Below are 14,215 nucleotides of genomic sequence, written 5' to 3'. Positions count from 1 at the left end.
TGTCTCCCCTATTTGTAATCTTCTAGTCTGTGCTTATACGCTGCCTTTGGTATTTCAGTCTTATCATGTTTAGTCACTAAACTCACTCCAACGACTAAAATCAATGATAATGAATAACCGACTAGTGCCTGGTCAAAAGGTAGCCCTAGATATGGATAGATTATTACAATAATCAGTGATCCAACCATACTGATCAGTACACCTTTCTTAGTGACTCTAGACCAAAACATGATTGCTAGGAATGGGAATACCAACATGACACCATTTACCATGAGTGCCCAGCGGTAGGCGTCATTAATGTTCGTAATAAAGAAAGCAACGACGAGGCCTAAGAGCGTCATAATCGCAACTGATATTCTGGATATCAGTAATAGTTTCTTGTTTGAAGCTTTAGGATTGATCAATACTTGGTATAAATCTCTTGTTAGGTTACTTGCACCTTGTAGATTAAATGAAGTTGCACCTGTCATTAAAGCTGCAAGCAGTGCCACAAAAACAATTGCTGCAATAGGTGTAGGTAACAATTCATTTGTTACAAAGGAGAATACTAAATCTTGTTGCATATTTAAATCAACAAATTGTCTTGCAGATACACCAATTAAGAATGGTAAGAAAGATATGACCATAACAATGAGGTGCCCAGTAACTCCTGCTTTTAAAGCTGTCTCTTCATCTTTAGCCGCAAATATTCTTTGCCAAGTTGACTGCCATACTAAATAGAATGGACCAACTGAAAGTGCATATAATAATGTATCTGTTACACCATCTGCACTGATTGGACTAAGAAATTCCCAAGATGTATTTGCAAACAGTTCACTAAAGCCACCGACGTGCATAACAACTGTAATGGCTAATACAATTAAACCAATTAATATTAATATCGACTGCATCGCGTCTGTAATAATTGTTGCAGGTAAGCCTCCTAAAATTGAAAATATTAAAATAAGAATAGTACCCACAATAAGTCCAGTTGATTGATCCCAACCTAAAGTGATGTTAAATACTGTCGACATTCCGATTAACTGCAACCCTAGGGTTGGAACAGAATAGATAATTGCAGATAAAATCGATGGAATGATTCCTGCTCGACCACCAAATCTTGCAGTAAATAAATCAGCTAATGTAAAAAGTTTTTGCCTTCTTAATGGTTTTGCGAAGAATATGACTAAAATCAAACTAAATATGTACGCAACCATAGCAAATTTAACGTACCCAGATAAGCCGACTGTGAATCCTAATCCTACCCAACCAATGAATACAGCTGCCCCAGCGTTTGTACTGATAATCGTTCCTGTAATTTTCCAAAATCCTGTGGACCATGAAGATATCATGTAATCCTCATATGTTTTAATCTTGTAGAAATAATAGCAGGCAATACCAAACATTGCCCCAAAGTATAATATAAATAGCGTAATGTACCAGTACATTATTTTCCCCCATGTTTTAAAGATGATTACTATTATAGCCTAGTTTTAAATATAATGAAAATTCAGTATTATAAATAAAATAAAAAGACCACCCTAAGGTGGCCACTTGTCTTATACTAACTGATCTAAATAAACGTTGTCATAAAATGATAGTGTAAACATTGCATAGAACGATACAAGCGGTGTTTGTACTTTTTGTTTCTTCCATGTGTTTTCGAATGCATTGTCGATCATGTAGTTCAATACAGTATTATAATATGTTTCATCATAAATCTTATTTAAGATGTGTGTATTTGAATTAAATAATTCTGTAATAACTGCTTGAACTGTTTCAGTTATATCTCCTGCATTCTTTTCAATGCTCTGTAAGAATGGTTCAATACTCTTGTTAAATGAAATAATTGCATCTCTTGTGTCTTTATTCACTTTCTCTAACTCATCTGGAAGTATGAGTGGGTAGAAGTCGATATCTGAGTTTTCTAAAGTGAACTTCGCAACTGTTTCAGCTTCTGAAGGATACTGTGGTGTATTGTCATTCACATATATACCGTGTGTACTTTGCATTAAGGATAACTTTAATAAATCCATTTTAATGAATGAACGTATAATTTCTACGACTGATAGATGGTTGAATCCTTCTTCTTTAAAGAATTCTTGAACATCCTCGAAGTGTTTTGTTTCATTAGCGACCATTTCTGGTAAGCGTGTTGCTCTGTAATTGAATGATCTAAAATCTTCTAGTTGCTTTAAATATTCTTTGGTTTCTTTATAGCTCTTCATGTAATCCCCTATTCTAATATTTCTTATTAGTCTAGTTTAACATATCAGCTACTATTTTTACTGGTAGGTTAACCGGGATTTTGTTCTATATTTACTCTTACTATATAATAATTTATCTTTTGTAAAGAACTTATAGTTTCTCATAAGGTATAAGCCTAATTTCACGACTTCAGAAGCATATTCTATAAAAGTCGTATCATGATGTACACCAACAAATTTAAATTTGACGTTATATTTGAATCTATCTTTAAAAATCATTTTTGTTCTGAATATGTGATACTGACTTGTTACTACAATAACGTGTCCATAATTTAACCGTTTTAAGATTTCTTCTATTTCAATCGCATTATTGTAGGTTGTTGTTGAGTAGTATTCGGTTAAAATATGTCTTTCATCAATGAAATCATAGTTTGAATTTAATAAATCAATCTGACCTCTGAGTTCGTTTTGGTCATTAAATGAAGTAATCAGAATGTGTGCGTCTCCGCTGTCAAAACGTTGGTATAAATCTGCGACTGCTTTGAATCTACGGTAATCACCGTCAAGGTATACAATTAATGTTTTGTTTTCAAAAGACATATTTACACCCTTTCTTCATTCTTATAATAAGCTTAACAAGGGCATATTTAGATTGAATTTAAAGGAAGTTAAGAACATGTAAAAACCTCCAAACTGATAATTTGGAGGTTTAGAGAAATTATACCGACTTCTTGCCGACTTCTTTTTGATTATATTAGTCTTTATCAGTTCGTCCAAAATCACTGCGTTCGTCTTCCTGTTGTTTCTTCAACTCTTCTTCAGGATAATTTTCCTCTGGCATTTCTTCAATATCATTTTTCTTAGAATTATCTTGTTGTTTTGAGATTTGATTTCCATCGATAAACTCTCCGCAGTTAGGACAAACTTGTATACCATTAGATACTTCTTGATTACAGTTTGGGCATTTTTTCATAATATTCACCTTCCTTTTTATGAAAGTTCATATTAATTTATACCCGCGCATAGTCACTGTTAGACATGGATTAAATATCTGTTAAAAAATTAATAAGTCCCTTCAATTCAAGGGACTTAAAATCATTCAGCCTCGGTTAGACTAATAGTATCTTCATTGTATTGATTGAAACTTATCACAATACTATCCGCTTCTTCAACAGTGTCTATAGTCATTGGAGGATCGTCACTATACTGAATGGTTTCAATAAATTTATCACCATTATAGTAAGACACATAACTAGATCGATTGATTTCGTAATCTTTTGATGGATCATAGTCGATTGGTTCCGAAGACCTCATTTCTTCATTTTCCACTACTTTTCCATCATAACTAACCCAGCTACCTTCAGTAACCGACCCAGTGTCGATTAAGTTGCCCTCAGAATTAGAGCAAGAAGTTAGAAGTGTGATTCCCAAAATAAGTGTAAAATAAGTAATTCTATTCTTCATATAAATTCCTCCTATAATATAGTAATTTTACCCTATTATAAATAGATTAACCTCTATTTTTATATGTAGCGTACTGAAAATTAAAAAAGTCATATATAATATATTTTTATATTATAATAGAATTAATATTAATTTTCTAGAATGCTATGGAGGTTTACATAATGAGAATTTCTTTTGAGAATGTTCAACTATCAGAAGGATATATAAAAGTAGATTATCAAGATATGAACAACTCTCATTTTATTGAATTTATATTAAGTGTTCCAATATATGTTAGAGAGGACTTAATTGCTATTGCTTTAGCTACCCTTTGTGGTACCAAATATGATGAAATTAGTATGGAACTAACTGTTTCTAAGATTACAAAAGATTATATTGAGAGATTTACAAAAGCTCAACTTTTAATTAAAACTGCTGATTATTCAATGATTATTGCAAAAACAGAAAGTAAACATACGTTGAATTTTAGTGGCGGCTTCGATAGTTTGGCTTCTCTTGCTTTCATGCCTGACAATTCATCTCTCGTATCTATGAATTTTGGTGGACACTTTAAAAGAGAAATGTCAATGATAGAGAAATTTAATAGTCACATAGTCACTACAAATATCTTAGAAACAGATTTCAGAAAAAACTCCTGGTTATTTATGTTGATTGGTTCTATTTTGTATAAAGATTACTTAGATAGTTCATACAATGTTTCTGGAGGTGTTATAGGTGCTAGCTTTCTTAAAAACAGTAACTTTATTAATAACTATAGTACACCTATATTAATTTCAGGAGCCAATATGAAAAGCATTCCTTACACATTATCGTTATCTGAGATTGCAGCAATAAAAGTATCTGCATACAATTATCCACATCTAATGGACATGTCTTTAACATCACTTGCCAATCCAAAGGAAGAGAAAAGATTTAGAAAACAAATGCTTTTAGAAATTGAAATTGAAAGATCAAAATTAGATATTAATTTAACAAATACAGTACAAGCACCTAAAAAACCTCACTTTAACTGGGGGGATAATATTCTTCTAGATCATTTAGCACTATATGTAATGAAGTACAGAGGATACGATGACGCATTATTAACAGTAAATAATATACCAGAAGATGCAAAGTCATTAGTTGACAAGCTTGATTTAACTTTCTATGATCGCTATTTTACTGATGTTCTTAAATTCATTCCTAGGAAGTTCCATAAAAGGTACATCAACACACTTATTGATTCTGATATAAGGCCATTCGAAAAGAATGATTGGAAAGAATATAATGAAACACTTGAATTTTTAGGAGAATTCCATAGTATTGTCAAATAATGTATTTAAAATTTAATTGTATTAGTTAGTAGGTGATTACTATATTAAATTCCATTTTTAGAATCATGAATAAGTATAATATAAATAAACGAGATAGTATTGAAATTGGAGACTCTATTTCTAATAACTCATTAGTCATAAAATATAAATATATACCTAAGGACATTAACAACAAACTTGATGTACTTAATTTTAATGAGTCTTTTGACTGGAATATTGAGTTAGATAAATATACAAATATGTCAATGTTACACTTACATGCATGGGAACCAGTGAATTATTTATTACTGGCTTACCATTATACCAACAATGACAAATACCTAATTAAATGTAATGAATTAGTTGTAAGTTGGTACTCACATAGTCTTAAGGCGACACATAAATATTTATATTATTCACATTGTGTAGCAGATCGTTCACTGATTTTAGGATATCTTCAATTGATTAATAGTAAATATATCAACCAAGATATTCTAAATGAATTGATAATATCACACACTGAATTTTTAAAAGATAAAAGTAATTATATAAATTACAATCATGGTTCCATGATTGATCGGTCATTATTAGTGCTATCAATGGTATTACAAGATAACCAGTCTTTTAACTTAGCATTAAATAGATTTAGGGAAAATATCAAAAATACTTTTACTACTAATATGATTTGTAAAGAAAACTCATTCACTTATGCCATTTTTAATCTCGAACTAATCGTTTCAACACAAAAGATACTGTTAGACGACCTAAGTACCGCTTTAATTGAAAATTTTGATGACAGAATAAACGTTGCTTTAGATTTCTTAGACCAAGTTAAAAAGCCGGATGGTTCACTTCCATTATATGGAGATAGTGAGTTAATTGATAACACGTCACTTAATAATAGTATTCTAAAATCTTTTTATTCAGACCATAGCCTATTTATACCTGAAGTCCCTGAAAAAAAAATCAAAACTTATTACTATAAGTATGAATCTTATATTATTATAAAGAATTCGTACTTATATTTATTTATTAGAACAGGGGATATTGTTAAAAATCATAAACATGCAGATGATTTATCAATTTCTGTTTACATGGGTGAGGATATAATTGTAGATACAGGAACCTATAATTATGATAAAGGACCGCATAGAGAATACTTTAAATCTGTATCTGCTCATAATGGTGTTGAATTAAATAATGAGAACTACAACTACTTAAAAAGTAATAAAAATAATGTATTCATACATTCAGTGCATGAGAACGATGAATATATTCACATTGTACTTGTAAATAATAGTTATAATTACGCCAATATAACTCGAAATATTTATGTTCTCAAAGATTTTCATTCTTTACTGATTTCGGACTATATTTGCTCTCCAATTAAAGTGTCATCTGCACAAATATTTAATTTATCTAAAGAATTTCTACATGATTTAGAGATTAATATTCAAAACCGTACCATAAATATAAATAATAAGTATCAATTTACCAATTTGAGTAACGGTAATCAAAAATTCTCATATAATAACAAAAATTTATATTCTGAAAAATTTCAACACGCAGAGACCATTCCAAAAATTGAAATTACAAATTTAAATAAATACATCAATCAAACCACTTACATTGGTCAAATTCATGATTCTATCCTTCTAGAAAAAGAAGTTAATGAAGAAAATATAATATATTTAAACATTAATAAAAAACGAATTTCTTTACCATTCAAAAAATATACTAAAGAAATAACAGTAGATCAATATATTAATGTATATCAAGAAGGTTCAAATCATACTATTGAAATTCATTATAAACCAAATACTAATCAAGAGTATGCAATTTATGTTTATGATGATGAAAACACTATAATTGATACTATATGGTACCAACCATCTAACATTTTCAAGTATAAATTCCATTCAGATGGGACCTATAGAATTCGTTGTTTTGTAAAAGACAGTTTGACTGGAGAAAAAACTGAGTTCAGTAATTTCAAAAATATAAAAACTTCCATTCGTTAGTGTAAAAACACTGACGAATGGAAGTTTTTATAATACTCTATTTCTTAGACACCAATAATTCTTAATCGCCCTGCTCTTATAAATCCTTCTTTTTTATATGTTCTTTTATATTTTACCCTTATACGTACTTTATCCTCTGGGTTGATTTTTATTTCATATCCTGCTTTTCTTATATCACTTATATCAACAGTATCGATTAAATTATTCTCATCACCGAATATTTGAACACTGATAACATTTGGAATACTATAAAATCCTTTAATTAAAACAACTTTTACCTCGCTAGAGTTATTATATAGATTAACTATGAACTTATCCTTGGGTAAAATGGGCACTTTCTTCGGTTTTACAAGCCAATTTTTCATACCTAAATTAGTGAGTTCTAGGTCATTTGAAACATCCATCATAGTTGATTGATTCTCTTTTAAAACCATTAAGTTTTCGTATTCTAAATACCTACTACCATTTAATACTTTTCTACGATAAACTTCTTCCACAAAATTATTTATAACTTTATTGTTTTGCAGCTCTCCATTTTCGATTAAATCTTTTAATAAATCCATATCAATTTGGTATAAACTATTATCATTATATTTTGACATAACACTAGTACTCTCAGTCATTGCTAAGATTAATGAACCACTACCTAAGTAGTCACTTAGTTTAGATGGTAAATAAGGATTATACGGCTTATCTCCTTTAGTTTCAGCATCACTGATTAATAAAACATCAAACTTAGTTAGTGCATTTAAAAACTTAGTGAAAGGAAGATAGTCAAAAACAATCACATTATTCGATTCTAATTCTTCCAATGATTCATTGTCCATTTGATTCTTATTGGTAAATATATAGAGCTTAAAAATTAATTTATATTTTTTATTTAGCTCATTTACAACGTTAAGAAAATGTTTATAACTTCTTCGGCTATAGAAGTTCCCGAAATAAGCTATGTTAACAATAGAATCTTCCATCTCAAAGGAAACATCATCAATATGATAATATTCCTTTGATAAAGTTGGATGATGAGAGATTTTAGACTTAGATCTAATATAACTTTTTTGCTCCTCTGTAAATCTAGAAATCATATACTCCATTTGGTTTTCATTAGTAAATACCAACTCATCCGCTAATGAAAATGGAATTAGCTCTGAAAGATTAAATAAATTATCATTCACATATTCAGTAAATATGCCTAAACCGTCATTTTTAAGCGAAGTTATTAAACCTTCGTTGTGTATCTCTGCACGACGTTCTTCAGATTCAATATTAAATAACAGTGGATCTGAGAATTCAGCAACCCACTTTACTTCGGGATTTAACTTTTTAATAAAGTAGCCAGGGATATGAGATATTGGGAACATAGCTCTACTATAAACACTATTATACTGGTCAATATTCTTCAAATATACTCTAACTGCAGCATCTATATAATCTGAAAGATAGTACATATTACTGAAGGATGCCGGTTTATTGACAGTAACTCTCTTACCAATGTATTTTTCAATCATTTTATTAAGAGATGGTTCCTCATGTCTTATCTTCCTCATATTATTAGATACAACATCAACAATTTCACCTTTTTCAACAATCCTTTTACTTACGATTGTTGCACTTGTATCACTGAAAGGTGGGAAACAATAAGATAATACTAGTGATTTTGCCATACCTCTATTCAAAATAGAGTAGTTGAAATTTTTAAAATTCATTGATTCAACAGCAGTAATCACTTTTTCTCTTTCATTAGGGTTTTCCAAAATATACCTATTCATAAAGCTAATTTGTGCATTGTATTTAATTGTCACAAATCTCTTTAAAGTAGGATTGTTTATTCTGTTTAAAATATTCTCTAATATCTCTAAAATTTCTAATCTTTGGTAAACAAGAAAATCAAATGATGATGATTTTCTTGAAACTGAGTTATCTCTAATTCTTCTGAAATAGATTGCTTCATCTTCTAATGGTATTACAGTTAATTTCGGTCTTGTATTAACAAAAAACTCACAATAGAAAACCGTATCTTCCCCACTTCTAAGATAGTCTCTAAATTCTTGTAAAATTATTAATTCCTTCGGGATAACCTTACATACAGTAATACTAGCAATTTTTTGAACATTCATTAAAGGTGTAGTTCTTATACCACTGTTTTCGATAACCTCTCTATTAAGTGAGTTCTGTTCATCTATCTCCCCATTAAGATCATCGTGAATTTGTGAAATGGTAATTGTATTTTCATCGATATATTCAAAATTTGATTGAATATACCTCGGAGATAGATAATCATCAACATCAACAAAAGTTACATGTGAATATTTAGCTGATTTAAATCCTATATTCCTTGCATTTCCTGCACTAGCCTTATCATTAATTAATACTACCAAGTCTAAATTCTCATAAATATTTGAACTTAAGAAATCATATTCTTTTAAGAATGAACCATTTAAAACAATTATTACTTCAAACTTTGCAGTGGTAATAATTTGATTATTTATACTGGATAAACAATCATCTAAATAATCAATACCATTATAAACAGGGATAACAATTGAAATTCCTTTTTCTAGACCTAGTGAAGGATTGATACTTTTCTTCAAATTACTAAGTTTATTTCTGATTTCATTGATGTCCATGACTTTAAAACCTCACTAACTATTCATATATTCACTAAGTTCATCTATACGCCCTTTAATATTTTTCACTTTATTATCTGATTTATGTAATTCTTTCAATATATAATTAGCCTGATAAAGTATTTCATGATTTTTCGAATGTATTTGAATATCATTAGAAATATAATTCAGATGTTCTAACACTTTCATATTATTCTGATATATGAACTCTGTCATTTCCTTCACAGTGAAAACTTCTAAAACTATAATCATATCAATTATACTAACTGATTTGATAATACAGTTATTTAACATGTCAACCGAGTTTAAGAGTAAATATATCTGCTTTGTAAAAGAGATACGCATATGCAAATCTTTTACATTTAATAATTTTACATTTTCAAATTGTTTTAGCATCTCTAGGTTCATTAAATGAATTTCCAGCTTTAGGTTTTGATCTCTATTTCTAATATCTAAATGATTTACATCCAATGAATTTAGATCATTAATATTAAAAATATCAAAATTCTTTCCTATCTCTAGTCTATTTATCCCCATATTAATTACCTCATTGTATATAGTTTAATTTAGTTAATGTCCACATTAACTTCAGTTGATAGAACCTGATATCATTATATCAAAGTACAGTGCTTATGTTACCTTTTAATTGTATATTTATATAATACATATTCTAAAGTTAAGAAATCTTTATTAATAGTATGATAAAATTACATTATAAAAATTGGAGGCTTTATATGTGGCACTTAAAATCTTTTGATCAACTTTCTACAAGAGAATTAGAACAAATTTTTAGACTCAGAGAATCTATCTTTATAGTCGAACAAGAATCCTATTTTAATGATATTGATGGCAAGGACTACGATGCTTTACACCTTTTCAATGAGGATGAAAATGATGAAATTTGTTCATATAGCAGAATTCTAGATTATACCGACTATGTTTCGTTCGGAAGAATAACTGTAGCCAAACATAAACGCGGTAATGGTAGTGGCCGAAAATTAATCAATAAGGTTTTTGAGGTATTAAATGAAAGGTATCCTACTAAAGATATACACATTCTTGCTATGAGCTATTTACAAAACTTTTATGAGTCGTATGGATTTAAACCCGTTTCAGAGGAATATGTAGTTGATCAACATCCTCATATAGATATGGTATTTTATCGATAAATATTAATTAATTAGAAAAACATAAGAAAAATCGAGGTATAAAACGATGGATGAATTATTATTAAAACAAACGATGGAAAAGTTGAATATTAAAGAAAGATATGAAAATGAATATTCTCCTGAAGACACCACTGACTTATTAATTCAAAGTCAACATGCTTTAAAAAATGCGTCTATAGATTTCAAAAAAATACCTAAAAAATCAGTGTATAAAAAAAGTTACTTTCTACGACTTTTTAACGATAATCAAAAACCATTCTTAGATTTTAGCAAAGGATTTTATCCCAATAACACTGGTATAGGAAAAATCATTTCAAATGACAAATTACTCACTGAGCAATTCTTATCTTATGCAGGTGTAAAAACCCCTATTACAAAATTTTTTAAACCAAGTGAATATGCTAAAGCCGTTAAATATGTGAGTTCTCAAGAAGGAAAATGTGTATTAAAACCTAAAGATTTGAGACAATCTCTAGGCGCTTTCAGAGATGTTGATGTCACTAATTTAGAGTCAACTTGGAAAAAGAATCTTAAGATTCAAAAACAATACAATGTTAAAAAGCCATTAATCATTATACAAAATCAAGTTGAAGGGCTTGAACTTAGAGTAACTGTTATTGAAGGTAAGGCTGATACAGCTACCTTGCGTGCACCTGGATATATCGTTGGGGATGGCAATTCAACGATTGAATACTTAATCAATGAAAAAAATGAAAAGAGAAAGAAGAATAATTTCCATTATAAAAATCCTTACAAATTTAATGAAGCATTAGAAATTGGTTTGAAAAGTAGAAATTTAACTTTAGATTCAATACTAGCAGATGATGAATACTTGATTTTATATCCTAAAGTTGGTATTGCAACGGGACGAGATAATATAGAAATTAGTGAGTTCATTAATCCAAATATATTTAAACAAGCCGAAGATGCTGTTACTGCAATACCAAATGTTCATACTGCTGGAGTCGATGTCATGATTAGTAATCTAGACGCGACTGAGGGTACTGTTCTAGAAGTTAATCAGAATCCAGCTTTTCAAGTGAATTATTTTAATATGTATGGTAGTAAACAGGACCCTCTAGCAACTCTGTTTTCTAATTTGAAATTAGAGGACAAAATTTTAAATGAAGAAGTTGCCCTAGATGATTTTAGCAAAGATGAGCTAAATGCAATTATTGAAAGATATAAATTCCTATATAGAAAGCAAAGTGTCTTGTCAGATAGTATCAAACAGATGATTTCCCAAAAAGGTACCAGTTTGTAATTTAATATTTTGAAGTTGATAAAAGAGGTTTAGGCAAATTTAAATTACCTAAACCTCTTTTAAGTTGTGTACACTTTTACACATTCAAAATTTAGTATCTCTTATATAAGGTGAAATTAATCCTAAATTTTGTTTAATCTTTAGCTACGAATAGTATGATATATTGAGTATATGAATAATCTAGGAGGGTTAAACAACAAATGTTAAGTTCAAATTTTAATTACCCATATGGCTTTGTATTTGCAGATAAAGAATACGATAATATACCATCTTATTATTCAAAGAAAATAATATTTAATAAGTATGTTTATAGTTACGATGACAGAGAAACACCTCAAATATTAATCAAAGAGTCTAATTTTATAATCTTGCATGGCAATTTTGTTCATGTCGGTAAAGATAAAAATTTAACTAATATTGAGTTATCAGATTTCCTTTTAGAATCTTATGTATCAAATAAAGAAACATTCCTAGACACTCTAGATTTCATAGGTGGAAGATATGTTGTTATAATAGGAACTGATAATAATGCTGAGATCTATACAGATGCAACTGCTATGCGAAGTGTATATTACGCAAATGATTACAATTTAGTAGCTTCGCATTTTAATTTACTTAAAGATTTAATACCCACAAACCCATTAGATTTAGGTATGAAATATGCAACTGTTAGTTTTACTTATGATAAGTCGCCAGCTGAAAATATTAAAAGTTTAATGCCAAATTTTAAATTAAATTTTAATGATAAGAATATTTCACGTTTTTTCCCTAGACAAAATAACAAATATAAAGAAATGCCGATTGATGATAAATATTTATTATTTGAAAAACTTTGGAAGGATCAGATTAATTATTGTATAAATACTTATGATGATATTGCCTTTTCTCTAACTGGTGGTAATGATAGTAGAATCTCGTTAGCGATGTTAAAAGATCATAAAGATAAAATAAGAATGTTCACCTATGCAGCAGTCGATAAATCTGAAGAAGTGCAAAATCGGACACAGGCCTCATATGATATTGATAGAGTGATTTTAGAAAAAATGAAAGCAAACTTAGATTTGAATCATGAGTTTTACTTTTTTAAGAATAATAAATATCATTTATCTGATGATGCATCTAAAGCTGTTTCAAAGAATGTTTTCAGATCTCATGGTAAATTTTTAGTACCTTATTATATGCAATCTTTTCCAAAAGAGAAATCATTACACATTAGAGCAAATTTACTTGAAATCGGTCGATCATACCTAATCTCTCCAACTACTGAAAATTCAATTCAAAGCATAAATGATTCCTACGTTTTATACGTATTAGGGAAATACAAAGGTAATACCGAAGATATAGATGATTTAAAAGAGTATGCTAATGACATGAATGAACAATACTATTCTTTTGAACCATTCGATTATCAACTATTAGACTTGGCTTTTTGGGAAAGTAGAATGGGTAGATGGCATGCAGAAATAGTTAATGAGACTGATATAGCATTTCAATCATATATTCCATATAACATGAGAGCACTTATTGATATTTCTTTATCTTTTCCATATGAAACCAGAAAATCAATCAAGTTTTTCAGAGATTTAATTAATAGAAACTATCCTGTTCTTAACTTTTTTGGTTATAACCGCTTTGACAATTTATATGAACAGATGCAAAGTGACGGAAATACTATGAGAAACCCATATACAAGATTTAAAGATAATATTTTCAACAGATATAACTTATATGATAGTGATAATAATATTATTAAAGAAATTATAAATTACAATAATACAATATATATTGATCGACATTCATTGAGAAAAGGAAACTACTCTCAACTAGACTTAGGTTTTAATAAAGTTCAAGGTCATGTGCATCTAGCGTTGAATAATTCATACAGCTCTAAGAACAGAGGTGCGCTTTCTTATTCTATATATGTAAATGACACTTTATACTTAGAAGAAGACATGAGTGTTTGGAGACACAATAACGATATTACAATTTTCAATTTGAAATCTGGAGATAAAATATCTATCATAGTAAGTATTTCCAAAAACCTCAAAGGAGTATCTTGGGAATCTGCTTCAAAACTTATACTAAAATCATATGAAGAATATCAATCTAAACAGAAAATATCTAAAAAGATTGCAGTTACTAGCCCTGCTAGTAAAATACATGTTTAAAAGTATTGAACTGAAACCAATCAA

12 protein-coding genes are annotated in these 14,215 nt (G+C 29.1%); 5 read left to right on the top strand and 7 right to left on the bottom strand.

Going from position 1 to position 14,215, the window contains the following annotated elements; all coding sequences use genetic code 11:
- Positions 1–8: 8 nt before the first annotated feature.
- From EYB29_RS03155 to EYB29_RS03135, 5 genes are all read right to left on the bottom strand, one after another.
- On the bottom strand, positions 9–1,427 hold the full coding sequence (locus EYB29_RS03155) for a sodium:solute symporter family protein (protein ID WP_166626561.1): 1,419 nt from the start codon (positions 1,425–1,427) through the stop codon (positions 9–11).
- A 111-nt stretch (positions 1,428–1,538) separates the two neighbouring features.
- Complete coding sequence (locus EYB29_RS03150; protein ID WP_166626560.1) at positions 1,539–2,207, bottom strand: hypothetical protein; 669 nt, start codon at positions 2,205–2,207, stop codon at positions 1,539–1,541.
- A 57-nt stretch (positions 2,208–2,264) separates the two neighbouring features.
- Entirely contained in the window at positions 2,265–2,786 is a 522-nt protein-coding gene (locus EYB29_RS03145; protein WP_166626559.1) for a YdcF family protein, read from the bottom strand.
- Between the two features lie 154 nt (positions 2,787–2,940).
- Positions 2,941–3,159 (bottom strand): zinc ribbon domain-containing protein, encoded by a 219-nt coding sequence (locus EYB29_RS03140; protein ID WP_166626558.1) that lies wholly within the window; start codon positions 3,157–3,159, stop codon positions 2,941–2,943.
- 122 nt (positions 3,160–3,281) lie between these two features.
- Complete coding sequence (locus tag EYB29_RS03135; protein ID WP_166626557.1) at positions 3,282–3,650, bottom strand: hypothetical protein; 369 nt, start codon at positions 3,648–3,650, stop codon at positions 3,282–3,284.
- Positions 3,651–3,811: 161 nt separating this feature from the next.
- Here EYB29_RS03135 and EYB29_RS03130 point away from each other — a divergent pair, with 161 nt between their 5' ends.
- Both EYB29_RS03130 and EYB29_RS03125 read left to right on the top strand, forming a co-directional pair.
- Positions 3,812–4,963 (top strand): hypothetical protein, encoded by a 1,152-nt coding sequence (locus EYB29_RS03130; protein ID WP_166626556.1) that lies wholly within the window; start codon positions 3,812–3,814, stop codon positions 4,961–4,963.
- 65 nt (positions 4,964–5,028) lie between these two features.
- Positions 5,029–6,963 (top strand): heparinase II/III domain-containing protein, encoded by a 1,935-nt coding sequence (locus EYB29_RS03125; protein WP_166626555.1) that lies wholly within the window; start codon positions 5,029–5,031, stop codon positions 6,961–6,963.
- 44 nt (positions 6,964–7,007) lie between these two features.
- On the opposite strand, the gene EYB29_RS03120 is transcribed toward EYB29_RS03125, so the two are convergent.
- The gene (locus EYB29_RS03120) at positions 7,008–9,590 is read right to left on the bottom strand and encodes a glycosyltransferase (RefSeq protein WP_166626554.1); all 2,583 of its coding nucleotides are present in this window, start codon (positions 9,588–9,590) and stop codon (positions 7,008–7,010) included.
- 15 nt (positions 9,591–9,605) lie between these two features.
- Positions 9,606–10,127, bottom strand: a complete 522-nt coding sequence (locus EYB29_RS03115; RefSeq protein ID WP_166626553.1) for a hypothetical protein — start codon at positions 10,125–10,127, stop codon at positions 9,606–9,608.
- A 197-nt stretch (positions 10,128–10,324) separates the two neighbouring features.
- Between EYB29_RS03115 and EYB29_RS03110 the strand changes: the two genes are divergently transcribed.
- From EYB29_RS03110 to EYB29_RS03100, 3 genes are all read left to right on the top strand, one after another.
- Positions 10,325–10,759 (top strand): GNAT family N-acetyltransferase, encoded by a 435-nt coding sequence (locus tag EYB29_RS03110; protein ID WP_166626552.1) that lies wholly within the window; start codon positions 10,325–10,327, stop codon positions 10,757–10,759.
- Positions 10,760–10,805: 46 nt separating this feature from the next.
- On the top strand, positions 10,806–12,023 hold the full coding sequence (locus EYB29_RS03105) for an ATP-grasp domain-containing protein (protein WP_166626551.1): 1,218 nt from the start codon (positions 10,806–10,808) through the stop codon (positions 12,021–12,023).
- A gap of 200 nt (positions 12,024–12,223) precedes the next feature.
- Positions 12,224–14,191 carry a hypothetical protein gene (locus EYB29_RS03100; protein ID WP_166626550.1) on the top strand — a complete coding sequence of 656 codons (1,968 nt, stop codon included), beginning with the start codon at positions 12,224–12,226 and terminating at the stop codon, positions 14,189–14,191.
- Positions 14,192–14,215 lie beyond the last annotated feature (24 nt).

It is taken from the genome of Jeotgalicoccus sp. S0W5, assembly GCF_011634875.1.
Taxonomy (GTDB): Bacteria; Bacillota; Bacilli; order Staphylococcales; family Salinicoccaceae; genus Jeotgalicoccus; species Jeotgalicoccus marinus.
Note: the sequence above shows the minus strand (reverse complement) of the source record. Positions and strands in the feature narration are given on the sequence as shown.

Coding starts and splice junctions, on each gene's coding strand:
- EYB29_RS03155 (WP_166626561.1), bottom strand. CDS start 1,427: ATGTACTGGTACATTACGCTATTTATATTATACTTTGGGGCAATGTTT.
- EYB29_RS03150 (WP_166626560.1), bottom strand. CDS start 2,207: ATGAAGAGCTATAAAGAAACCAAAGAATATTTAAAGCAACTAGAAGAT.
- EYB29_RS03145 (WP_166626559.1), bottom strand. CDS start 2,786: ATGTCTTTTGAAAACAAAACATTAATTGTATACCTTGACGGTGATTAC.
- EYB29_RS03140 (WP_166626558.1), bottom strand. CDS start 3,159: ATGAAAAAATGCCCAAACTGTAATCAAGAAGTATCTAATGGTATACAA.
- EYB29_RS03135 (WP_166626557.1), bottom strand. CDS start 3,650: ATGAAGAATAGAATTACTTATTTTACACTTATTTTGGGAATCACACTT.
- EYB29_RS03130 (WP_166626556.1), top strand. CDS start 3,812: ATGAGAATTTCTTTTGAGAATGTTCAACTATCAGAAGGATATATAAAA.
- EYB29_RS03125 (WP_166626555.1), top strand. CDS start 5,029: ATGAATAAGTATAATATAAATAAACGAGATAGTATTGAAATTGGAGAC.
- EYB29_RS03120 (WP_166626554.1), bottom strand. CDS start 9,590: ATGGACATCAATGAAATCAGAAATAAACTTAGTAATTTGAAGAAAAGT.
- EYB29_RS03115 (WP_166626553.1), bottom strand. CDS start 10,127: ATGGGGATAAATAGACTAGAGATAGGAAAGAATTTTGATATTTTTAAT.
- EYB29_RS03110 (WP_166626552.1), top strand. CDS start 10,325: ATGTGGCACTTAAAATCTTTTGATCAACTTTCTACAAGAGAATTAGAA.
- EYB29_RS03105 (WP_166626551.1), top strand. CDS start 10,806: ATGGATGAATTATTATTAAAACAAACGATGGAAAAGTTGAATATTAAA.
- EYB29_RS03100 (WP_166626550.1), top strand. CDS start 12,224: ATGTTAAGTTCAAATTTTAATTACCCATATGGCTTTGTATTTGCAGAT.